This is a genomic window from Ruegeria sp. AH7, assembly GCF_056541325.1.
Map to the genome: position 1 here is coordinate 28397 of NZ_JBQFYF010000012.1, position 23565 is coordinate 51961.

The window sequence follows — 23565 nt, forward strand, 5'->3', positions numbered from 1 at the left end:
TCCTTTATTCAGCCGGGACTGCGACGGTCAGGTTGGCCTCACGGGCCGGCGCTTTCCGTACAGTCATCCACAGGTTGTAGCACATGATCAGTGAGCCAGCGAGGAACAGGACCCCACCCAAACCGCGAACCACATACATCGGGAACTTGGCGGCCACGGTGTCGGCGAACGAGTTCACTAGGAAACCGTTGGCATCCACTTCGCGCCACATCAGGCCTTCCATGATACCGGTGACCCACATCGACGCGGCGTAGAGCACGATGCCGATGGTGGCGAGCCAGAAGTGCCAACTGACCATCTGCAGCGAATACAGACGCTCACGCTTCCACAGGACAGGCACCAGAAAGTACAGCGCGCCAAAGGTGATCATGCCGTTCCAGCCCAGGGCGCCCGAATGCACGTGACCAATGGTCCAGTCGGTATAGTGGCTAAGGCTGTTCACCGCACGGATCGACATCATCGGACCCTCAAAGGTGGACATTCCATAGAAGCCGACCGAGATAACCATCATACGGATGATCGGATCCGTGCGCAGCTTGTCCCATGCGCCCGACAGGGTCATCAGACCGTTGATCATACCACCCCAGGACGGCATCCACAGCACGATCGAGAACACCATGCCCAACGTCGAGGCCCAGTCCGGCAGCGCGGTATAGTGCAGGTGGTGCGGACCGGCCCAGATATACAGGAAGATCAGCGCCCAGAAGTGGATGATCGACAGCTTATAGCTGAACACCGGACGCTCGGCCTGTTTCGGGATGAAGTAGTACATCATGCCCAGGAAGCCCGCAGTCAGGAAGAAGCCCACAGCGTTGTGGCCATACCACCACTGTATCATGGCATCCTGCACGCCGGACCAGACGATAACCGATTTCGAACCCCAGATGCTGACTGGAATGGTCATGTTGTTGACCAGGTGCAGCATGGCGACAGTTACGATAAACGCCAGGTAGAACCAGTTTGCCACGTAGATGTGGGGCTCTTTCCGCTTGATGATCGTACCCAGATACACTGCAAGATAGGCGACCCAGACGATGGTCAGCCACAGGTCCACATACCATTCAGGCTCGGCATATTCCTTGGACTGCGTACCACCCAGAACATAGCCAGTTGCGGCCAGCACGATGAACAGTTGATAGCCCCAGAATACGAACCATGCGAGGTTACCGCCCCACAGTCGCGCAGCACTGGTGCGTTGCACCACGTAGAACGACGTCGCGATCAACGCGTTGCCGCCAAATGCAAAAATCACTGCCGACGTGTGCAGCGGACGCAGACGACCAAAGTTCAGATAGCCCTGCGCCCATTCAAAGTTGAGCGTTGGAAAGGCCAGCTGGAACGCAATAAAGGTTCCTGCAAGGAACCCAACAACACCCCAGAAGGCGGTTGCGATCACGCCATAGCGGATCACGTCATCCATGTATTCGCCCGAGCGATCTACAAGAATATCTGGCTCATCCGTGTTTCGAAGCGTCCAGATGAACAATCCCGCGGCGATGACCATCACCAGAATCGCATGCACCTGATACGCCAAATCCCGTGCGTAGTTTGACCCTATGGCAGCAAACACCACCAATAGGCCAAGCACGATCAGCTTGATGTAATTCGACATATTGCGTCCCTTTACCCTGCTCTGCGCGATTTACATGCCGCGCAGAACCTTTTTGACTGCTTGATGTAATGTCGAATGATGGTCCCGACTGCTTTGATCTGAGTCAAGACAAGTCGCCGTTTTCTGTGACACGCATAATAGGTGAATGGGCGTCTACCCATACCGAACCCGCGCCCGGAAGATGAGGTCGACATGGCTTATAAATCTATTCTCACCATCATGACTGAAACAAAATTGGCCCAGCCTGCACTTGCCCAGACAGCCGTTCTGGCCGAGGCACAGGATGGTCATGCCGAGGCCCTGTGCCTGGGTGTCGATCGCAGCCAAACCGGCTATTATTACGCCGGGGCAAACGCGTTGATCCTTCAGGAAACGCTCAGCCGGGCCAATGCGGATGCCGATGAAGTTCTGGCGTTTGCAAAGGATTATCTGAAAAAGACATCTGCGCGCTGGTCAGCCGAAAGTGGCGTTGCCCAGATTGCCGATATTGGCCGCCACGTCGCGCACCGCGCCCGGTTCTCAGATCTCGTCGTGCTGTCTCAACCCTATGGGGAGGAGTGTGGCGCCGAAGCAGAGCCCATCATCGAGGCTGCGATGTTCGAAGGTCACGCCCCGGTTCTGGTTGTCCCGGGCAAGGACAACCCAGTTGCTGCACCCCAGAACATCATGATTGCCTGGAACGAAAGTGTCGAAGCAATGCACGCCGTTCGACGCGCCTTGCCGTTCCTAATACAAGCTGAATTGGCGCGCATCGTAGTAATCGACCCGCCCCGACACGGGCCCGACCGGTCGGATCCAGGTGGCGGCTTATCACAGATGCTGGCACGGCACGGCGTGAAATGTGAAATCGAAGTACTCAGCAAAACCATGACCCGCGTCTCCGACATCCTGAATCGGCATGCGACCGACACGGAATCGGACATGATTGTGATGGGGGCCTATGGCCATTCGCGTTTTCGCGAGGCGATATTGGGCGGGGCAACGCGCAATATGCTCGAGCAGTCTGTGGTGCCGGTTTTTCTGGCCCACTAAACAGGGTTTGCACTGTGGAGGCTGCCTGTCTGGGCAGCTTCGTTGATCATCCGCGCCGTACCAAACCGATCAGGAACAACAATATCACCGCGCCAAGTGTGGCAGCAAAGATGGACGAGAACACGTCGCCACCTACGGAAAAGCCCAGCGCCGGGAATATCAGACCGGCAACAAAAGCGCCGACTATTCCGACGATAATGTTCCCGAACAGGCCAAAGCCACGGCCTTCCATGATTTTGCCGGACAACCAACCTGCGATTGCGCCGATTGCAACCATGGCCAATACACTGCTGAATTCCACGGCATTCTCCTTAATACTGGCGCGCGGCTTTTGCGACCGCTACCCAGCCAGACACTCAGACCAGAAACCCGCCATCCGAGTCATCTCCGGCCTCTTCCATCAGCCGATCCATGTCCGGCACAGTCACATGGCGTTTGCCTTCCAGCAAGATCACCCCGTCCTTTTTGAGCGCCGAAATCTGTCGACTGACGGTCTCTAACGTCAAACCAAGGTAATCCGCCATGGCTTCGCGTGTAAGCGGGAGATCGAAAACAAACGGACCAGACAGCCCCTTTTGGCTGACCGATGCATCGCGTCGGGCAATGATCGACAACAGGCTGGCAATCTTTTCCCGTGCGGTTTTGCGCCCCAGAACCAACATCCACTCGCGGGCGGCATCCAACTCGTCCAAGGTCATTTGAAGCAGACGATGTGCAATATGTGGCGTCACATTCATCATGTCTTCGAAGGGTTTCTTGCGAAAACAGCACATGACCACATCCGTGGTGGCCTGCACATCATAGGCCGCCGCGTCGCGTCCGGGGCGACCGACAAAATCGCTGGGCAGCAACAGACCCACCATCTGGGTCCGGCCGTCCTCCATTGTTTGGGTCAGCGACGCGATACCCGACACAATCGAGCCGACAAAATTCATCTGATCGCCCGACCAAATGATCGTCTGACCTGCTTCGAAGCTACGGTAGTACTTGATGCTATCGAGTGTTTCGAGTTCATCCGCATCACAGCGCGCACACACAGCGCGATGGCGGATAGGGCAACTTTCACAGTTGGCGTGATCGAACTGTAGTTTTGCTGTCATGCGCGTTCCCACTTGATCTCGGTCAAAGCAGCCAAGTCGTCTATCTGCCTAGGGTATCGCTATGATACAGAAATCACAATTGGCTCGGCTTGGACTTTTTGACGCGAAGGTGCCGCGTTACACCAGCTATCCCACCGCCCCCCATTTCAGCAATGATGTGGGGGCGGATCGTTTTGGCGACTGGGTTTCCGCAATCAGGCCTGGAAGCGCGATCTCGCTGTACATCCATGTCCCCTTCTGTCGCAGGTTGTGCTGGTTCTGCGCATGCCGCACGCAGGGGACACAAACCGATAACCCGGTGATCGCTTACGTGGATGTGCTGAAAGCCGAGCTTGATTTGCTGGCAGCGCGCCTGCCCGAGGGTGTGGTTTTGTCGCGCCTTCATTGGGGCGGTGGCACGCCGACATTGTTGAACGCCGATCTGATGCGTGATCTGTCCCGGCATATCTTTAGCATTGTTCCTCTGGGCCCCGATGCCGAGTTCTCAGTAGAGATCGACCCGAACGAGGTTGACGAAGCACGGCTGGATGCGCTGGCCGAGGCGGGCATGAATCGGGCCTCAATCGGTGTCCAGGATTTCGAAGACGAGATTCAAAAAACCATTGGCCGCATCCAAAGCTATGACACCACCCGCGATGCGGTCGATTTGATCCGTACACGCGGTATCACCAGTTTGAACGCCGATATTCTGTATGGCCTGCCCCACCAGACCAAGGCGCGCATGACCGAAAGCGTTCAAAAGCTTCTGTCGCTTAATCCGGACCGGGTGGCGCTATACGGCTACGCCCATGTCCCTTGGATGGCGAAACGACAGCAACTTATCCCGTCCGAAACGCTGCCAACGCCGGAACAACGGTTAGATTTGTTCGACACAGCCCGCCGCCTGTTCATGTGGGACAACTACGCTGAGATCGGCATCGACCATTTTGCGACGCAAGAAGACGGCCTGACCAAGGCGTTGAATTCAGGGCGGCTGAAACGGAACTTTCAAGGTTATACTGACGACCAGGCCGAAGTTCTGATTGGCGTCGGCGCAAGCTCGATTTCGCGTTTCCCTCAAGGTTACGCACAGAACAACCCGGCGACATCGGCGCATACCAAAGCAATTCGCGATGGGAGGTTTTCGACTTCGCGCGGACATTTGTTCAAGGATCAGGACGCGCTGCGCGCCCGGCTGATCGAAGCACTGATGTGCGATTTCCAGATCAACACAGCCGAAATCCTACGTAACTTCGAAGTATCGGTCGAAGATCTGGGCGGTATGTACGATTCCGCAAATGCGGCCTTCGACGGTTTGCTGCGCATTACCGAAAATGGGTTGTTCATCCCGCCCGAGGCTCGCGCGTTAACCCGGATGATTGCGCGAAGTTTCGACGCTTATGACCTAAGCAAAGCCGGGCACAGCTCCGCGATCTAGCATCGTCAGTTGCGCGGCAACCCCCGGGCAAGCGATCCGAAACAGGGGACTTGACGCACGGCATATGGATTCCGCACACTCAAGGCGTGGGCCACAATATGTGCCCACAGCCCGAGGCAGGCCCATTCGCAGACAACCCGTGCCGACACCCCAGCGTGAGGCACCCCCTTTCGTGCAGCCACTCTGCAACCTGAAAGAGGGACAGCACTTATGCGCGTTTTCACGGTTCTAGGCCCCAGCCAATCGGGCAAATCCACTCTGGTCGAGGCCATAAGCCGCCTCGACGGGCGCCCCACAACATTCGACATCTGCGGAACCGTGCATTTGCACGGTTTTTCTTATTTGGACGAGCCCTGGTGCGCGGTTGACGTCGATGGCGGTGGCGATGCGTTGGCCTATGTCGGCCCGGCCATGGCCATCTCGGACGCTGCAGTTGTAGTTGTGCCGCCCGACCCCGATGCTGCGGTCTTATGCGCACCCTATCTGCGCTTGGTCGAAGAGGCCGGTATCCCCTGTTTCCTGTTCATCAATCGAATGGACAACCCAAATGGCCGCATCCGCGACATCATCGCCGCGCTGCAGACCTATTGCTCCCATCACATCGCATTGCGACAGGTGCCGATCCGGGATGGGGACACGATCATCGGCGCGGTTGATCTGATTTCGGAACGCGCCTGGAAATATCAGGAAGGCCAACCCTCGGCCCTGATTGAGCTGCCGCAATCGGTTGAGGATCGCGAACAAGAGGCGCGCACCGAGCTGCTGGAAACCTTGTCGGATTTTGATGATCACCTGCTAGAACAATTGATCGAAGACAAGCAGCCCCCAAGCGCCGAGGTTTACGAACTGGCCGCGCAAGTCTTACAGAACCACCAACTAATCCCAGCCTGCCTGGGGGCCGCGAGCCATGGCAACGGCCTGACCCGGCTCATGAAAGCCCTAAGGCACGAGGCCCCGGAGTTTGATATCGCCGCTGGGCGGGATGAGGCCGCCGACAATGCACGGGCCATTGCTGGGTTTGCTGACGTGAAGAAGCATATCGGTAAGATTACAGTGCTGCGCGGCCTGGGCGATGGTGTCAAAGCGCATGAAGCCTTAGGTGGTGAAACCGTTGGCAACTTGACCACGTTGGATGCAAAAACACAGATTGGAGCGCTAGAAGCCGGACAGATCGGCCTCGCAGTCAAGTCCGATCATCTCAACCCCGGGTTCATCTATGACAGCCGCGCCGCCACACCGCTGCCCGATTGGGCCGCATCGCACCCGGTTGCGCACCGACAGGTGGTCTCGCCAGCGCATGAGCGGGACGATGTGCGCCTGTCAAACGCCCTGAGCCGATTGGTCGAGATCGATCCAGGGCTTCAGATGGAACAGGATGAACTCAGCGGGCATGCTGTTCTGGGTTCGCAAGGACCGCAACATATGCGGCGCGTGACCGCCAAGCTGGCCGAAGATTTCGGGATTGAGATCGAGACCGACGCGGTTGAAACCGCTTATCGCGAGACCATCCGGGCACCCATTGAGCACCGGCATCGTCACCGCAAGCAATCGGGCGGGGCAGGACAGTTCGCCGATGTCGTCATCTCGGTTTCGCCATTACCCCGCGGCTCGGGGTTTAAGTTTGAAGAGGTCGTCAAGGGAGGAGCCGTTCCCAAGAACTACATCCCGTCGGTTGAACACGGGGCACAGGACGCATTGGTTCAGGGGCCCGAAGGCTTCCCTGTGGTGGATGTCAAAGTCACCCTAAGCGATGGGAAACACCACAACGTAGACAGCTCGGACTATGCCTTCCGAACGGCTGGCAAGAATGCCGTACGTGAGGCCCTGCCGCAAGCCAAGCCAGTTGTGCTGCAGCCCATTCTGAATGCCGAGATTCACCTGCCATCTGATTTTGTAGGTGATCTGGTCCCCACGATCAGTTCGCTGCAGGGGCAGGTTCTGGGGTTTGAAGGCAACCCGAATGCGTCGGGTTGGGAAATCTTCAACGCCCAACTTCCGGCCGTCGCGCAGGATGAGCTGCATCGAACCCTGGCCAGCGCCACGCGTGGCACCGGCTGGGTAAACCTGAACTTCGATCACTATGAGGAGTTGCGCGGACCGGTCCCAACTACGGCCTCACGCGAAAAAGTCAACGCATGACAACTGCGCAAGGCGGGCGTCAGCCCGCCGCTGCGATCAGCTCGCGCGTATAGTCTGTTTGAGCGTTCTCAAACAGGTCTTCCGCCGCGCCCATCTCGATCACATCGCCGTTGCGCATGACGATCACGTTATGCGACATCGCCCGAACGACCTTCAGATCGTGACTGATGAACAGATAGGCCAGCCCGTATTTTCGCTGCAAATCGCGTAGCAGGTCGACGATCTGCACCTGCACCGTCATATCCAGCGCGCTGGTCGGCTCATCCAACACCAGCAGTTTCGGCCGCAACACCATGGCGCGCGCAATCGCGATCCGCTGACGTTGTCCGCCCGAAAACTCATGCGGATAGCGATCCATCGAGGCCGGGTCCAGACCCACTTCGGTCATCACCTCGGCCACCAGTTCGCGCGGGGCACGATGCGGGTCGACCTTGTGAATGGCCAACCCTTCCGAAATGATCTGCTGGCAAGTCATACGCGGGCTCAGACTGCCAAACGGGTCCTGGAACACGATCTGCATGTCCTTGCGCAACCGTCGCAGCTCGCGCGTGGACCAGCGGCGGACGTCCTGATCGCGGAACGTGATACCGCCTTCAGATGCGATCAATCGCATGATAGCCAATGCAAGCGTGGTCTTGCCCGAACCACTTTCACCGACAATCCCCAATGTCTCGCCAGCCCTGACACTCAGCGTTGCGTCATTGACGGCCTTCACGTGACCTACAGTTCGTTTCAGGAAACCACGCTGGATCGGGAACCAGACTTTCAGATGATCCGTCCGTGCAACCTCTTCGGCACCGGCGGCCACAGGATCAGGCTGGCCCGAAGGCTCAGCCTCCAACAGCTTGCGCGTATAGGGGTGTTGCGGGTTGTCGAAAATCTCAGCCGTGATCCCGGTTTCGACGATCTCTCCGTCTTTCATCACGCAGACGCGATCAGCGATCCGCCGCACGATGCCAAGGTCATGGGTGATAAACAGCATCCCCATATTCTCGGATTTCTGAAGCTCAGCCAACAGTTCCAGTATCTGTGCTTGAATGGTCACGTCCAGCGCGGTCGTGGGCTCATCCGCGATCAGGATGTCCGGCTTATTGGCCAAGGCCATTGCAATCATCACACGCTGACGCTGCCCGCCTGACAATTGGTGCGGATAGCTGTCCAGCCGTTCCTCGGGATCGCGGATGCCAACCTTGGTCAGCAACTCGACAATCCGAGCGCGCGCTGCATCGCCTGTTAGCCCCTGATGCAACGCCAGGGATTCGGCCATCTGTTTCTGGATGGTGTGCAACGGATTCAGCGACGTCATCGGCTCCTGAAAGATGAAGCTGATGTCGTTTCCGCGAACCTCCATCAGCTTGTCCTCGGACGCGCCAATCATTTCTTGCCCGTCATACCGCACGGACCCTTCCACAATCGCGCTGTCCCCCAGGAGGGACACTGTCGACAAGGCTGTCACGGATTTACCCGATCCCGATTCCCCGACCAACGCAACGGTTTCGCCACGGTCCACGGTGAAGGAAACACCTTTGACCGCTGTCGAGACCTGCCCGTCCTGCCGGAACGAGACCCTCAGGTTGTTCACATCCAAAAGGCTCATGAGAAGGTCTTTCTGGGATCAAACGCATCACGGACACCTTCGAAAATGAAGACAAGCAGCGATAGCATGATGGCAAAGGTGAAGAACGCCGTGAAGGCCAGCCAAGGGGCCTGAAGGTTTTGCTTGGCCTGCAAAGTCAGCTCACCCAGCGACGGGGCCGAAGATGGCAGGCCGAAGCCGAGGAAATCGAGCGAGGCCAGCCCGCCGATGGTGCCGGTCACGATGAACGGCATGAAAGTCAGGGTGGCGACCATCGCATTGGGCAACATGTGGCGGAACATGATGGTCATGTTTCCCACGCCCAGCGCGCGCGCGGCACGGACATATTCCAGATTGCGCGCCCGTAGGAACTCGGCCCGAACAACACCCACAAGCCCTGTCCAACCGAACAGGATCATCAATGCCACCAGCAACCAGAAACTTCGCCCCAAGATGGCGAACATGATGATGATGACATAGAGCGACGGCGTCGCCGACCATATCTCGATAATCCTCTGGAAAATCAGATCAAGCCAACCGCCAAAGAACCCCTGAATGGCCCCGGCAAATATGCCGATCAGGCTGGCCGCGCCTGTCACCAGCAGGGTAAACAGGATCGACAGGCGGAAGCCATAGATGACCCGCGCCAGCACATCGCGTTTCGTGTCATCTGTGCCCAGCAGGTTCTGCCCGTTGGGCGGCAACGGGGCCGCACCGGAGCGGTCGACGCTGGTGTTGTAGGAATACGGGATCAGAGGCCAGATGGCCCAGCCGCGTTCGAACCCATCGGCCTGATAGGTTCCGGCGTCGATCTGTTCGATAATGCCTTCGGGGTCGTCGAAACAGGCGTCCATACCACCACTGTCGATCAGGCATTGCACTTCAGGGTCGCGATAAATCGCTTCGGTTTGGAAGTCACCGCCAAACTCGGTTTCTGGGTAAAAGTTGAAGATCGGCGTATAGAACTCGCCGCGGTATTGCACCAGGATCGGTTTGTCGTTGGCAATGAACTCGGCAAACAGGGACAATCCGAACAAGATTGAGAAGATGATCAAAGACCAGAATGCCCGGCTGTTACGCCGGAAATTGCGCCAGCGGCGCTGGTTCAGAGGGGAGAGAGCCACTTATCCCTCCCGCTTTTCAAAGTCGATGCGCGGATCGACAAGGACGTACATCAGATCGCTGATGATCCCAACCACTAGACCCATCAGGCCGAAGATAAACAGCGTCCCGAATATTACCGGGTAGTCCCGCGCCACGGCGGCTTCGAACCCGAGGCGCCCAAGCCCGTCCAACGAGAAGATCGTCTCGATGATGATCGATCCACCGAAGAACACCCCAATGAAAACAGCTGGAAAACCAGCGATCACGATCAGCATGGCATTGCGGAACACATGGCCATAGAGAACCCGTTTCTCGCTCAACCCTTTCGCGCGGGCTGTCATGACATATTGCTTCTTGATCTCATCCAAAAACGAGTTCTTGGTCAGCAGCGTCAGCGTCGCAAAGGCGGAAATGGTCAGCGCAATGATCGGCAAGGCAATGTGCCAGAAGTAATCAGCGATTTTGCCAAGCAGGCTCAAGCTCTCCCAATTGTCCGAGGTCAGCCCGCGCAGTGGAAAGATTTGCCAATAAGATCCACCGGCAAACAGAACCAGAAGCAGGATGGCGAACAGGAAACCGGGGATGGCATAGGCAACGATAATGGTGCCGCTGGTCCAGGTATCGAAGGTCGATCCATCCTTAACGGCCTTGCGAATGCCCAACGGAATGGAAACGAGATAGGCAATCAGGGTCGACCAAAGGCCAAGAGAGATCGACACGGGCATCTTTTCGAGCACCAGATCAATCACACTGATCGACCGGAAATAGCTCTCACCAAAATCCAGCGTCAGGTAGTTCCCCATCATGTTCAAAAACCGCTCTAGCGGCGGTTTGTCGAAACCGAACTCCTTCTCCAGTTCTTCGATGAATTCCTTTGGCAGTCCACGGGCGCCAATGTACTCGCTGTCGGAACCAAACGTTTCTTCGGTCTGAACGTTCTCGCCCCCAGCAAAACCGGCGAATACATCACCTTCGCCCTGCATCTGAGCCAGAATTTGCTCGATCGGGCCACCTGGCACAAATTGCACCAGCGTGAAATTCACGATCATGATGCCAAGCAGCGTTGGAATGACCAGCAACAGCCGGCGTAGTATATATGCGCCCAAAGTCTGTTACCTCACCGCGCCGGCAGATTTCAGCTTCTGGTATTTTTCCTCGTTGAACCACCAGAAATCAAACTGCCCAACAGCCAGCGGAGGCAGCACCTCGGGATGCTCATACATGTCGTAATAGGCGACCCAGGTATCTGAAACAAATCCGGAAGGCACCTGAATTCGCAGGTATCTAAGGACACGATCCAGAGCTTTTAGCGATGCAATCTCTTCCTCGCGCGATTTGGTATCCAGAGCTGCATCAATGATCGCGTCAACCAGCGGGCTTTGCAAAGATTGCGGATTGTATGACGATACGACGGCGGTTTCTGATCCATACGCCTGTTTGAGACCGGTACCTGCTTCCAAGAACGGCTGGTTGCGGAAAAAGATCATGTCGAAGTCTTTATCATAGTACCGCTGAATCCACTGGGCACTGTCGATCTTTTCAACCGTGACTGAAACACCAAAGCTTTCCAGGCTTGATGCATAGGTGGTCACGATAGCCTCAGCCGTGTCCGAAGAGGACGCATTCAGCATGATCTGGATAGACATCGGATTGCCATCAGCATCCTGCAGCTTGCCCGCACCATTTACAGTCCAGCCCGCTTCGGAGAGCAGCTTTAAGGCAGTACGTTTGTTCCGACGGTCCACGGTGCGGGCCGGGTTTGAACTGTGCGCACGCACCGCTTCTTGCGTCAGAACCTCTTCGGGAACCAAATCGCCAAGCGATTCGAGGAAGGTTTTCTCAAGACCCGTCGGGACTCCTTCAGCAGCGACTTCCGAGTTTTCTGCGAAGGAATGGCGCTGTTCTGTAAGACCGTATTGCAGGGATTCGGACGTCCATTCGAAGTTGAAGGCAAGCCCCAAAGCCTCACGCACTTTAATGTCATCAAACGGTGCCCGCGTCATATTGAAGATAAAGCCCGAAGGCGATGGAGGCGACATGACCGGAATTTCTTCGCGTTTCACATAGCCGTTTTGGACAGCCGGAAAATCATATCCCGTTGCCCATTTCTTGGTGCTGCCTTCAGCCCGGAACGTGTAAACACCCGCCTTAAACGCCTCAAATTCGGCGGCGTCATCCGCGAAGTATTCGACCCGAACGGTCTCAAAGTTATGACGGCCAACATTGATCGGCAGATCCCAACCCCAATAGTCGGGGTTGCGTCGATAGACGATATAGCGGTTCAGCTCAAAATCATCGACCACGTAGGGCCCGCTGCCCATCGGGGTTTGCAAGCTCTGCTTGTCTAACCGTTCGCCCGTTTTTTCGTACCAAGCTTTTGAAAACACAGGCGTCCCGCCAACCTGAGAAATCAAGGAGCGGCGCGAAATTCCGTCCACAAAATTGTATTTGATCGTGTGGTCATCGATGATCTCATAACCTTCGATCCGCTGCTTCACCGCGCGGGCATAGCTGCGGATGCCTTGTTCCAGAAACAGGTCATGCGTAAACGCTGCGTCATGAGCGGTCAGTGGAGTGCCATCTGCAAACCTGGCTTCAGGACGCATATAGAATATGCACCATTCCTTAGTGTCTGGGTATTCGACGGCTTCTGCCAACAAGCCGTAAGCTTCTGTGATGGAGTCTGCAGGGGTCGCTGATCCAAACGGGCTTTCGCCAAACATGCTCTCCGCAATCAGCCCCGAATACCGCCCGGCTTTGCCTTGCCAATTGAACCGGTTCATCCCATCGAACGTGCCGCGCGTTGAGACCGAGATATGCCCGCCAACAGGCGCATCCGGATTCACATAGTCAAAATGTTTGAAGTCGGGTGGATATTTAAGGTCACCAAAGAACGAATAGCCATGCGCCCGAATGATAGTCTCCGCATCAGTACCAGCGGCCAATGCGCTACCGAGCCCGGGGGCGGTTGCAGCAACAGCCGTACCGCCCAGTAGCTGCAGCGCGGTGCGCCTGTTCATACGCACCTGCGTTGGTGTCGTGCTTTTGCGTGTCATCCCCACCTCTCCTACAAACCTGTCAACGTCTTAATGCGTCTAAGCCTAGCTAAAGGTCTAGAACACTCAGTTTCAAGTTTAGAATGCATAAGCGTATTGTGAAGTAATCCTCACGCAAAAATTAAAGCCGCTGCAAAATGCAGCGGCTTTCACGAGTTTTTGATCTGTTAAGGATCAATTGCCGATGGTTTGCAGATAGGCAATCAGATCGGCGCGTTCTTCTGGCTTTCTGAGACCAGCAAAGCTCATGGATGTGCCCGAGATATAGGCGCTTGGGCGCTCAAGGAAGGCATCCAGGGCTTCTGGCGTCCAGTTGCCGCCATGCGCCTGCATGGCCGCCGAATAGCCGGTGAACCCTTTGGCCGTTGCAACAGGACGGTCAACAATTGCGTACAGATACGGGCCCGTGCCATTTGCCCCGTCTTCCAGCTTGTGACACGCAGTACACTTCCGGAATACGCGTGCACCTTTTTCAGGATCAGCAGCGGCCAGCAGGTCCTCAAAGACCACTTCTTCGCCATTCGCGCTTTCGCCCGCGCTTTCGGTTTCGATAATGTAAGCGGCTTCCGCCTCGCCATGACCACCGGGTGAATACAGGATATCCGCGCCCCATTTGGCCAGGAGAAGCACCAGGAAAGTGCCGAACAGGCCTGCTGAGGCCTTGGTAACTGTCATCGTGTCGAACATTGATCGCGTGTCCATTTCAGCTGTCTGCGCAGGTGTCTAAGGCTTCCACTTGCGAGAGGCAAGGTATAGACACCGCGACTAAACGCCCAATTCAAGAACTTGTTGCACGGAATCGACCAAATGACCAATCGCATTGCTTTTCAAGGAGAACCAGGTGCCTATAGTCACGAGGCCTGCCGCAATGCGCGGCCGGATATGGAGGCGCTGCCCTGTCGCACCTTTGAGGATGTGATCGAATCGGTTCGCTCGGGCCAGGCCGATCTGGCTATGCTACCGGTCGAAAACACCACCTATGGGCGCGTGGCTGACATTCACCGGCTTTTGCCTCATAGCGGCCTGCACATCATTGACGAAGCTTATGTACGCGTTCACATCAATCTGCTTGGTGTCCCCGGCGCCAGACTGGAAGATGTGACCGAGGCACATTCCCATCTGGTTTTGCTGCCTCAATGCGCCACTTTCCTGCGCGAACATGGTATTCGTGGCCGAGTCAGCCCCGACAACGCCCGCGCCGCACGTGAAGTCTCTGAGGCTAACGATCCGCATTCGGCCGCATTGGCCAGTGAACTGGCGGCCGAAATCTATGGCCTGGACGTACTGGCGCGCCATATCGAGGACCACGGCGACAACACAACCCGGTTTCTGGTCATGTCGCCTAAGGCTGATACTTCCCGCCGTGGTGACCATGAGATGATCACCAGTTTCGTCTTTCAGGTTCGCAACATTCCCGCTGCTCTTTATAAGGCCATGGGCGGGTTTGCGACCAATGGGATCAACATGACCAAGCTGGAAAGCTATATGGTTGATGGCTCGTTCACGGCGACTCAGTTCTACGCCGATATCATGGGGCATCCGGACGACCGGAATGTCCAACTGGCAATGGATGAGCTGCAGCACTTCACAACCAATGTCGAGATTCTGGGGGTCTACCCAGCCGCCCGGCCCAGGGGCTAACAACTCTTAGTTAGTTTTTGGCGTCCGAGAACTCGGACCGGCGTTCACCGCTGCACCATGTGGCGAGTATGGCATCAACGCATAGATCGGTTCCATCGGTCGACGTGACCTCAAGATCGTATCGCCTGCCGTTGTGGATCGTGGCTTGATCCTGCGCGGCGCTGCCCAATGGGCGGTCCCCTCGTCGACGCTCACGCTCGGTCAGCACCGGCAATGGGCAGTGGACCGCGACAAACAGCACATCATGAGCTCTGAACAGGGACTGCAGCTGTTCGACCCAACCCGGTGTATCCAAGATATGCTCTAGGATCAGATGATTGCCCGCATCCGCATAAGCGGCCACCGACCTGTGGAACCCATCAAAGAATGCGGCCCGATCCGAGGGCCAATCAAACTCTGCTGCGCGATACCGATCCAAAGGCAGCACCCCGGCATCCCGAAGATGGTCAATCGAGATATGCCAGAACGGCAGTTCTATCTTCTTCTGAAGCGCGCGCGCGATTGTGCTCTTGCCACTGCTCGATGCACCATGAAGGACAATGATATGGGACATGCGTGTCAGACTAACAGAGTATAGGCTTTTGACACCCCAGCATCGAGCTGTCGATAGGTTCGGAACCCCATCGCGTCATAATAGGCAAGGCCGTCTTGATTATCCGCACCAATCGTTGCGTCGATTGATGTCAGCCCGAAATCGCGGGCAGCGTTCAACGTCTGGGCAAACAATCCGCGCCCGATGCCGCGTCGCGCGGCTGATGGCCGGATGTGGGTGCCAATGATGCCCCAACCCACCGCGACATCATATGGGTTGTCTTCGGCCGCATATCTCAGCGACTGAAACCCAAGGATCTGCCCGATGTGTTCAACGGCAACCGTGCAGCGAATACTGTCTGGATGGGTGATATAGTGACCCAGAACAAACTCGGCTGTTACTGGCGCCTTGCGCTTTCCCGCCTCAAAGATGTCCTGCAAGACGCTTGCGATACCCTCTGCGTCACCTTCTCGCGCAGGTCTGTACAAGATTTCGCTCAAATCCCTGCCCCTAACTGCCCGCAGCAACCAACATCATGAGCCGTGCTTGTAACGTTGCTCCAGTTCGCGCGCGAATTCAGCCAGCCGCAGTTGAAATTGCTTGCGGAACCGCGCTTGCCCCAGCTTCATTGATTGCAACAGCAACCGGGCGGGCAGGGATTTTGCGCTTAGTGACATATCCACGCTCAACCGAGTCCGACGCTGCGACAGCGCAAGCAGATCAATCGTCGTGACACCTGCCATCCCCTTGCTGTTGGCCTCGAACCGCATCTGCGCCGGGCGTTCACAATCGGTCATGACAACGGTCATCTGGCGTGCTTTGCCCCGCAGTTTGAATTCGGTGTCCCAGGTGGTGCCCGCCGCAGGCGGGACGTCCTGCGTCACGCGCCGCACGTCTACGCCGCGACGCATCGCCATCCGCTCGAACCGGTCGAAATCGGCGACCATCTCAAATACCGAGTTTATCGGGGCTTCAATATCTTCACGCGCTGAAAACTGCATTTCGGCCTTTACTACGCTTTTGGTCTAGTTTTCCGTCAGTCTAATGTATCTGCAAGCCAGTTTCGCAGAAGGAAATGCGCAATTGCACCTTTCCGGGCGGGCAACAGCTTGGGATGATCTCCGGCGAAGGCCTGCATCATTTCGGTTTTGGTGACCCAAAGCGCGTCTTCGATTTCAACTGGATCAATCTTAATGTCACGCGACAGTGCCTCGCCCGCGCAGCCAAACATCAGCGACGACGGAAATGGCCAAGGCTGGCTGGACAGGTACGAGACGGCGCCCACCGGCACGCCTGCTTCCTCCATCACTTCGCGGCGCACAGCGGCTTCCAAAGTTTCGCCCGGTTCCACAAACCCGGCGAGTAGAGAATACATCCCTTCGGGCCAGCCAGGCGACCGGCCCATCAGAACCGCGTCGCCATGGGTGATCAACATGATGACAACCGGGTCGGTGCGTGGAAAATGCTGGGCCCCGCAAGACGGGCAGCTGCGTTGCCACCCAGCCTGCGCGATCTGGGATGGCGCACCGCATTGGGCGCAGAACTTGTGCGTCTTGTGCCAGCCAATAACAGCTTTGGCGGTTGCTGCCAGCTCGGCATCGCGGGTTGAAAGCCGGGTCATGATCCGGCGCAGCTCAGCAAACGCGGTGCCCACGGGCAAGTCGGGGTGTTGCTGTTCCGACCGATCAACAAAAGTATCAAGGCCAGTCAGATCTTGGCCCTCGGCTGTCCAGCCCGAGATGTCAAAGGCAAAGATCGAGGCGCGCCCTTCTTCCAAACCCAAAAAGATAGGGACAGCGACAATCCCGCCCGGTCCGTTTTGAATCACGGGGTGTGACATCGGAAGCCTGACAAGCTGATCCAGCGCCTCACCCTGCACCAGCAGTTTTCCGCGCCACAGCAGGACGCAGCGCGCCTTTGTGTCATCGTGTGCTTGTTGCAGCCGTTCTGCGTCAGATCGCAGCTCGGCGGCTCGATCAAGGCCCGAGCCACCAAAGGTCACCAGTTCTGCGTTTTTCATTCATTGTCCCTTGGGCTTTGCTGACAGGGCTGCCACGGCAACCAGAATGTTGCAATGCCATTTCTCGGCACCCCCCTGTCCCTGCGACAATGCAGTGGTTGATACGCCTAAATTTATGTGCATTAAATCTACTAGATGTTGATTTTGAATAATATTATCGCCCAAAAGTAGTAATTCAGAGTGAAAACAAGACCAGTTTGTACAGGTCAGACCGAAAGCGCAGACGTGAAAATTCGTATTCTCGCGACCACCGATCTGCACATGAACCTGACCGGTTTCGATTATTATGCCGATCTGCCCGATGTTTCAGTCGGACTTACGCGAACCGCCAGCCTAATCGAATCTGCGCGAGAATCCGCAGGGGATGCAGTTGTCCTGCTGTTCGACAATGGGGATGCGCTTCAGGGCACACCGCTTGGTGACCGGGCGGTGCAAGACCACGATACCCACCCGATGATGCAGGGCATTGCCGCTTTGCAGTACGATGCGATCGGTCTGGGCAATCACGACTTCGGATTCGGACTGGATGCGCTGGATCAAATTCTTGCCGATGCGCCCTGCCCGGTTCTGTGCAGCAATCTGCACCCAACCAAAGGCATCCGAACACGCTGGCAAGACCACGCGATCTTTGACCGAACCGTTTCGTGGAACGGGCAAGATATCCCGCTGCGTATTGGTGTTTTTTCTGTTCTACCACCACAGACAACCCAGTGGGAAGCGCATCACCTAAGTGGAATGGTCGCCGCCGAAGGTATTCTCGACGCGGCCAAACGCGCGGTGCAGAGCCTGAAATCGGCGGGATGCGATCTGATCATCGCATTGGCGCATTCAGGGATCGAGCAGGAAGACGAAGCCCCCGGGTCTGAGAATACGGTGATCGCGCTTGCAGGTCTTGCGGGCATAGATGCCCTGATCGCAGGGCATACGCATTTCACGCTGCCTGGTCCAAGCCATAGCACCATGCCCTATGTGGATCATGACGCTGGATTGATCCATGGCAAACCCGTGGTGATGGCCGGATCCGCAGGCTCACATCTGGGGCAGATTGATCTGCATATGACGCATTCAGACGATGCGGGCTGGGCCATCATCGCGCAAAGTGCAAAACTGCATGCGGTGAGCACGGCATCAGATGATACCGAGGTGCCGGAAAACCCCGAACTGGTCACGCTTTTTGCACCAATCCATTCCAAAACCCGCGCTGAGATGGCAGAACCGGTGACCCGAATCTCGCAGCCCTTGCACAGCTATTTCAGCTTTTGCGCCCCGGATCAGGGGCTTGCACTTGTTGCAATGGCTCAGGCAGCAGGCCTCAGGCCATATCTTGCGGGCTCGGCACTGGCAGATCTACCAATGCTATCGGCTGTCTCTCCCTACAAGTGTGGCGGTCGGGCCGGCCCACGATTCTATACCGACGTCCCCGCAGGTGAGGTTTGCCTACGCCACATCGCCGACCTGCATATTTTCCCCAATGAGCTGCGCGCCGTCAGAGTCACCGGTGCACAGGTTCTCGACTGGCTTGAGATGTCGGCTGGCGTTTTTCATCAGTTGCAACTCGATGCCGCATCCGAGCTGACTGATCCAAGCCGCGCAGGGTATAATTTTGATGTACTGTTTGGGCTGAGCTACCAGATCGATCTGTCACAACCTGCGCGGTTTGACCGCCAAGGGCAATTGCTGGGCCAAGACAATCGGCGCATACGCCAGCTGCGCTTTAACGGGTCTGATCTGCGGCCCGAGCAGGAGGTCATCGTTGCGCTCAACAACTATCGCGCCAGCGGAGGTGGGTATTTTCCATTCGTCGATCAGGCGCAGGCCATCAACTTACCGCCATTGGATATCAAACGGGTCCTGCGCGACTATTTGATCGGCGATCTGCCCGCCGATCCGCTGGCACAGACACCCTATCCTTTTGCGCTTGCCCCCCAAGACGGCGCGCAGGCGATCCTGACCACCGGGCCCGGCGCGCTGAAGTATTTGGCGGAATTAAACATATTTGAGCCACAAGTTCTGCCCCCTGATCCCACAGGTTTTGAACGCATTCAGTTAACTCTCTGACGGGTTGCCATCTGCACCGGGTTTGCCTATATCAAGCCCTGAGAGGTTGGCGCGGGCGAGCGCCTCGCCAACCTGGTCAGGTCCGGAAGGAAGCAGCCACAACGAGCCCCGCTTGGGTCGATGTCCAACCTCTCACTGATCGCAACCGACAAGCCGCAGGAGGGCTTTTATGAGTGTAGCAAAAACCCTTCAGGCAGCGCGGTTCTGATCGCAATCTACCCGACTGCCTGAACACGTCGCCACCGGATGCGCGTCTGCCATCTGGTCGCAATTCTGTTTCTGAACATAGGCAGATCAATGTCTCATACACTTTCGGATCTTGGATGGTCCTCTCATTTTGCCGCGCAAAGCGTGGATGACGCTAATTATATCCCCCATCGCATCTCAGCGGTGCACCGTGATCGTCTGATCGGGCTGTCAACTGCAGGCGAAACGCCACTTACTTCACCTGCTCGTTCAACTGGCGACTTTGCAGTGGGCGACTGGGTGCTTGCTGATCAGGATCAGCGCATTCAGCACCTGCTCGACCGGCGCAGCCTGCTGCAACGGCGTGCCGCTGGCACTGGGGCCGAAGCGCAACTGATCGCCGCAAATGTGGATGTGCTGTTCATCGTCAGCTCGTGCAATGCGGATTTCAACCTGCCCCGGCTGGAGCGTTACTTGGCCCTTGCCAATCAGGCCGGGTGCTATCCGGTCATCGTGCTGACCAAAGCGGACCTGTGTGCTGATCCCGACGCAGTTCAGCGTCAGGCACAAAAACTTGGGCCGTTCCTGACCATTCTGACCGTCAACGCGCTTGACCCTGAGGATATAGAAAAAATCCTCAGCTGGTGCCCCACCGGACAAACGGCTGCTCTGGTAGGCTCGTCCGGCGTTGGAAAAACCACGCTGGCCAATGGGATGACGGGTCAGGCAGAGGCAACGGCAAGCATTCGCGAGGATGACGCCCATGGACGTCATACCACAACCGCCCGTGCCCTGCATCTGATGCGGAACAAAGGCTGGCTGATCGATACCCCAGGCATGCGCGCGTTGCGTTTGCTCGATGCGCAAGAGGGTGTGGACGAGGTTTTCTCGGACATTCTGGATCTTGCGCAAGGGTGCCGGTTCTCGGATTGTCGGCATGATCAGGAACCGGGATGTACCGTGCAGGCTGCGATTACCGATGGCACGCTTGATCCTTCGCGGCTGGACCGATGGCGTAAGCTCCGGCGCGAGGATCAGAGGAATTCAGAAACCATCGCCCAATCCCGCGCACGCGATAAAGCTTTCGGAAAGATGGTCCGATCAGTTGTGAAAGGCAAAAAGCACTTAAAAGGTCAGTGAGCAAAACAGGGGCGTCGCGCAATCGACGCCCCTATTATTCGATCAGCCGGGGCCAAACAGCTGCGTTGCGACGCGCAAACGCGCCGATATGACCGATTTCCATAACGCCGTAGTCGCGTGCAGACAGCACATGACGCCGCGCCTTGGAACCATAAAGATCGGCTAACCGCCAAACCGCCTCGGGCGGAACGGTCTGGTCATCATCGCTGGTATACAGGTCTACCTGAACACCCACATCCGTCCAACGCGCCTGTGGCAGGTCTTGACCCATCTCAGGCAGATAGCTGCGCGGCGCAGTGCACCACCTGCGCCACTGCCAGTAAACAGGACCCGGCAGATCAGCCCCAAACCCGATTGCCTTGCCCGGCAGATACCCCAGTGCCTTCACCAGCAGCGGCACATGACCGTACCAGAAGGTCCACGCCAAACCCTTGTAAGGCCAGGGATGATCCGACAAGGTGACCAGCCCCGAGCAGACACAGATCATGCGGTCGATCTTGTTGATATCCGGCTGTACCGGCCCCAACATCCCGCCAACCGAATGACCGATTGTCCATTGGCTGGCGTCTGGATAACGCCGCCGCATCTCGGCCCGCGCCGCTGGCATATCGATTAGCGCCCAGTCGGCCATGGTGACCTTTGAATCTGTCAACCGCCCCGCGCGTGAATGGCCAAAACCGCTGTAGTCATAGGTCAGACACGCGATGCCACGTTCTGCCGCCAACCAGTGTGCGAAGTGTTGATAATAGTCACGTGGCACCCCTGTTGCCCCGTTCAGTACAACGACCGTTTCGGGCTTAGCTAAAGGGCAGTACAAACGCGCAGACAGCGTTGACGATCCGGATGGGAACCGGAAGTCTTCAACCTTCATTGCCTCTTGCATATCCAACATCGCCTGCGGGTGCTTCCTGAACCAATCAGTTTACCTCTGACAGAGGCGCAGCAACCGGCGATCAAGTCAACCCGCAGACTGCTTGACCAAACGTCCACATTTGCAATGCAATGGTTTCAGGCAAATCAGCGCCGGGCCACCTGCGTCATGCTCAATATGCTAGATGTCCTGCCTGGTTACCCTCAGCGCAGCTCCAGCTCGGCAGGTGCTCCGCGCGTCGCCCACGCCAATTGTCCGTCGGTTTCGACGGCACAAGGCCGCAGCACCCGCAAGCGGGCCAATGCCTCATCAGTTGGTTCGCCGCATTCGACCATCAACCGCAGCACAATCATCCCGGATCGCCCGCACCCGCCCCGGCAATGAACCAGCACCCGGCCACCCCCAGACAGCGCCTGTCGCGCTGCCGCGCTGACCGCAACCCACTCATTATCGATATTGGACGACGGAACTCCATAATCCTCGACCGGCAGATGTACCCACCGGCTGGCGCGCCCCTGAATGTCACCGCCAAAGCTCTGTGCGCCGTCCTGAAGCATCTCAACTTCTGTCGTCATCGAGATCACAAGCCCCGGTTTCCAGTCGGATATCGTGTCCAGATCCTCCGCATAGTCACCCCCACGACCCGGCAGCGACGTCAACGCAAGCGTGCCGCCCCCGACTTGCAGGGCATAGACCACCAGTTGAGACATCAAAGTCCTCCTCCCAAATCCTCGCCCGCTCAAAAGTTATGTTTGTTTAAATTTGAAACCCCAGTTTACGCATATCCCGATTCTCTCCAAACCAAATTTCCTGAACCCCGCTGTGGACGCGGGCAGCGGCGGCCACTACGCTGTGGCGACGTCCCGAATCCGCCAGAGCAGACATGACCGAAACAGACAGCCCCGCCTATCAGGTTCTCGCCCGCAAATATCGCCCGGAAACCTTTGCTGATCTGGTGGGTCAGGATGCAATGGTGCGAACCCTGAAGAACGCGTTCGAGGCCGATCGGATCGCGCAAGCCTTTGTCATGACCGGCATTCGTGGGACGGGTAAAACCACCACGGCGCGGATCATCGCCAAAGGCATGAACTGCATCGGTGCGGACGGCAATGGCGGCCCGACCACCGAACCCTGCGGCGTCTGCGAACACTGCACTGCGATCATGGAAGGTCGTCATGTCGACGTGATGGAGATGGACGCCGCTAGCCGCACGGGCGTCAATGATATCCGCGAGATCATCGACAGTGTCCGCTATCGCGCCGCCTCAGCCCGTTACAAGATCTACATCATCGACGAGGTTCACATGCTCTCGACCAGCGCCTTCAACGCGCTGCTCAAAACGCTGGAGGAACCACCCGCCCATGTGAAGTTCATCTTTGCGACCACAGAGATTCGCAAAGTTCCAGTCACGGTTCTGTCTCGCTGCCAGCGCTTCGACCTGCGCCGGATCGAACCCGAAGATATGATCGGCTTGCTTCGCAAGATCGCCTCGGCTGAAAGTGCTGAGATTGCCGAGGACGCGTTGGCCCTGATCACCCGTGCTGCTGAGGGATCTGCCCGCGACGCGACCTCATTGCTGGATCAGGCGATCTCACACGGGGCCGGAGAGACGACGGCAGATCAAGTGCGCGCGATGCTGGGCTTGGCGGATCGTGGCCGGGTTCTGGACCTAATGGACATGATCCTGCGGGGCGATGCCGCCGGCGCGCTGACTGAACTCAGCGCGCAATATGCCGAAGGCGCCGATCCGCTAGCCGTGCTGCGCGATCTGGCTGAGATCACCCACTGGGTCTCGGTCGTGAAAATCACGCCGGACGCGGCAGAGGACCCAACCGTATCGCCTGACGAACGCGCGCGCGGACAGCAGATGGCCGAAGCCCTGCCCATGCGCGTGCTGACCCGCATGTGGCAAATGCTGCTGAAAGCGCTTGAGGAGGTCTCGGCCGCGCCAAACGCGATGATGGCAGCCGAGATGGCTGTGATCCGCTTGACCCATGTGGCCGACCTGCCCAGCCCGGAAGAGTTGATCAAACGTCTTCAAGATGCGCCGCCTCCTGGTCCACCCATGGGTGGACCAGGAG

21 protein-coding genes and 1 other RNA gene are annotated in these 23565 nt (G+C 57.2%); 8 read left to right on the plus strand and 14 right to left on the minus strand.

The annotated features are described in order from the left end of the window. Positions 1-4: 4 nt before the first annotated feature. A complete protein-coding gene (gene ccoN / locus ACR0JX_RS19475; protein ID WP_170533199.1) occupies positions 5-1612 on the minus strand; it encodes a cytochrome-c oxidase, cbb3-type subunit I in 1608 nt (535 codons plus the stop codon). A 192-nt stretch (positions 1613-1804) separates the two neighbouring features. On the opposite strand from ccoN, the gene ACR0JX_RS19480 reads away from it, so the two are divergent. After that, a complete protein-coding gene (locus tag ACR0JX_RS19480; RefSeq protein ID WP_480545448.1) occupies positions 1805-2644 on the plus strand; it encodes a universal stress protein in 840 nt (279 codons plus the stop codon). 46 nt (positions 2645-2690) lie between these two features. Here the strand turns inward: ACR0JX_RS19480 and ACR0JX_RS19485 are convergent, their stop codons facing one another. Further along, a complete protein-coding gene (locus ACR0JX_RS19485) occupies positions 2691-2945 on the minus strand; it encodes a GlsB/YeaQ/YmgE family stress response membrane protein (RefSeq protein WP_480545450.1) in 255 nt (84 codons plus the stop codon). Between the two features lie 55 nt (positions 2946-3000). Continuing rightward, positions 3001-3744 (minus strand): transcriptional regulator FnrL, encoded by a 744-nt coding sequence (gene fnrL / locus ACR0JX_RS19490; RefSeq protein ID WP_480545452.1) that lies wholly within the window; start codon positions 3742-3744, stop codon positions 3001-3003. Positions 3745-3805: 61 nt separating this feature from the next. Between fnrL and hemN the strand changes: the two genes are divergently transcribed. Both hemN and ACR0JX_RS19500 read left to right on the plus strand, forming a co-directional pair. Beyond that, entirely contained in the window at positions 3806-5161 is a 1356-nt protein-coding gene (hemN, locus tag ACR0JX_RS19495; RefSeq protein WP_480545454.1) for an oxygen-independent coproporphyrinogen III oxidase, read from the plus strand. Positions 5162-5371: 210 nt separating this feature from the next. Continuing rightward, entirely contained in the window at positions 5372-7300 is a 1929-nt protein-coding gene (locus ACR0JX_RS19500; RefSeq protein ID WP_480545456.1) for an elongation factor G, read from the plus strand. A 19-nt stretch (positions 7301-7319) separates the two neighbouring features. On the opposite strand, the gene ACR0JX_RS19505 is transcribed toward ACR0JX_RS19500, so the two are convergent. From ACR0JX_RS19505 to ACR0JX_RS19525, 5 genes are all read right to left on the minus strand, one after another. Next, positions 7320-8897, minus strand: a complete 1578-nt coding sequence (locus ACR0JX_RS19505; protein ID WP_480545458.1) for an ABC transporter ATP-binding protein — start codon at positions 8895-8897, stop codon at positions 7320-7322. Next, on the minus strand, positions 8894-10000 hold the full coding sequence (locus tag ACR0JX_RS19510; protein WP_480545460.1) for an ABC transporter permease: 1107 nt from the start codon (positions 9998-10000) through the stop codon (positions 8894-8896). Before ACR0JX_RS19510 ends, ACR0JX_RS19505 begins: the two co-directional genes overlap by 4 nt. Continuing rightward, positions 10001-11086: a microcin C ABC transporter permease YejB gene (locus ACR0JX_RS19515; RefSeq protein WP_480545462.1), complete on the minus strand. Its 1086-nt coding sequence runs from the start codon at positions 11084-11086 to the stop codon at positions 10001-10003. Between the two features lie 6 nt (positions 11087-11092). Further along, on the minus strand, positions 11093-13036 hold the full coding sequence (locus tag ACR0JX_RS19520; protein WP_480545464.1) for an extracellular solute-binding protein: 1944 nt from the start codon (positions 13034-13036) through the stop codon (positions 11093-11095). A 174-nt stretch (positions 13037-13210) separates the two neighbouring features. Beyond that, positions 13211-13723 carry a c-type cytochrome gene (locus ACR0JX_RS19525; protein ID WP_170534527.1) on the minus strand — a complete coding sequence of 171 codons (513 nt, stop codon included), beginning with the start codon at positions 13721-13723 and terminating at the stop codon, positions 13211-13213. A 120-nt stretch (positions 13724-13843) separates the two neighbouring features. On the opposite strand from ACR0JX_RS19525, the gene ACR0JX_RS19530 reads away from it, so the two are divergent. After that, the gene (locus ACR0JX_RS19530; RefSeq protein WP_480545466.1) at positions 13844-14677 is read left to right on the plus strand and encodes a prephenate dehydratase; all 834 of its coding nucleotides are present in this window, start codon (positions 13844-13846) and stop codon (positions 14675-14677) included. 10 nt (positions 14678-14687) lie between these two features. Here the strand turns inward: ACR0JX_RS19530 and ACR0JX_RS19535 are convergent, their stop codons facing one another. Genes ACR0JX_RS19535 through nudC form a run of 4 tightly spaced genes read right to left on the minus strand, consistent with a single transcriptional unit; the run spans position 14688 to position 17229 of the window. After that, entirely contained in the window at positions 14688-15230 is a 543-nt protein-coding gene (locus tag ACR0JX_RS19535; protein ID WP_480545468.1) for a chloramphenicol phosphotransferase CPT family protein, read from the minus strand. 5 nt (positions 15231-15235) lie between these two features. After that, positions 15236-15709 carry an N-acetyltransferase family protein gene (locus tag ACR0JX_RS19540; protein ID WP_480545470.1) on the minus strand — a complete coding sequence of 158 codons (474 nt, stop codon included), beginning with the start codon at positions 15707-15709 and terminating at the stop codon, positions 15236-15238. A gap of 33 nt (positions 15710-15742) precedes the next feature. Continuing rightward, entirely contained in the window at positions 15743-16210 is a 468-nt protein-coding gene (locus tag ACR0JX_RS19545) for an SRPBCC family protein (protein ID WP_480545472.1), read from the minus strand. A 35-nt stretch (positions 16211-16245) separates the two neighbouring features. After that, positions 16246-17229: an NAD(+) diphosphatase gene (gene nudC, locus ACR0JX_RS19550; RefSeq protein ID WP_480545474.1), complete on the minus strand. Its 984-nt coding sequence runs from the start codon at positions 17227-17229 to the stop codon at positions 16246-16248. 180 nt (positions 17230-17409) lie between these two features. On the opposite strand from nudC, the gene ACR0JX_RS19555 reads away from it, so the two are divergent. The 3 genes from ACR0JX_RS19555 to rsgA all read left to right on the plus strand — a co-directional run bounded on the left by ACR0JX_RS19555 (position 17410) and on the right by rsgA (position 20613). Continuing rightward, positions 17410-19287 (plus strand): bifunctional 2',3'-cyclic-nucleotide 2'-phosphodiesterase/3'-nucleotidase, encoded by a 1878-nt coding sequence (locus ACR0JX_RS19555; protein WP_480545476.1) that lies wholly within the window; start codon positions 17410-17412, stop codon positions 19285-19287. A gap of 39 nt (positions 19288-19326) precedes the next feature. Further along, an RNA gene (gene ffs / locus ACR0JX_RS19560) (signal recognition particle sRNA small type) lies at positions 19327-19425 on the plus strand. Positions 19426-19584: 159 nt separating this feature from the next. After that, positions 19585-20613 carry a ribosome small subunit-dependent GTPase A gene (gene rsgA / locus ACR0JX_RS19565; protein WP_480545478.1) on the plus strand — a complete coding sequence of 343 codons (1029 nt, stop codon included), beginning with the start codon at positions 19585-19587 and terminating at the stop codon, positions 20611-20613. A gap of 34 nt (positions 20614-20647) precedes the next feature. Here rsgA and ACR0JX_RS19570 read toward each other — a convergent pair whose 3' ends face one another. Both ACR0JX_RS19570 and ACR0JX_RS19575 read right to left on the minus strand, forming a co-directional pair. Next, the gene (locus ACR0JX_RS19570; protein ID WP_480545480.1) at positions 20648-21496 is read right to left on the minus strand and encodes an alpha/beta hydrolase family protein; all 849 of its coding nucleotides are present in this window, start codon (positions 21494-21496) and stop codon (positions 20648-20650) included. A gap of 191 nt (positions 21497-21687) precedes the next feature. Further along, the gene (locus tag ACR0JX_RS19575) at positions 21688-22194 is read right to left on the minus strand and encodes a protein-tyrosine phosphatase family protein (protein WP_480545482.1); all 507 of its coding nucleotides are present in this window, start codon (positions 22192-22194) and stop codon (positions 21688-21690) included. Positions 22195-22367: 173 nt separating this feature from the next. Between ACR0JX_RS19575 and ACR0JX_RS19580 the strand changes: the two genes are divergently transcribed. Beyond that, the coding region (locus tag ACR0JX_RS19580) for a DNA polymerase III subunit gamma/tau (protein WP_480545484.1) at positions 22368-23565 on the plus strand (1198 nt) is incomplete at its 3' end.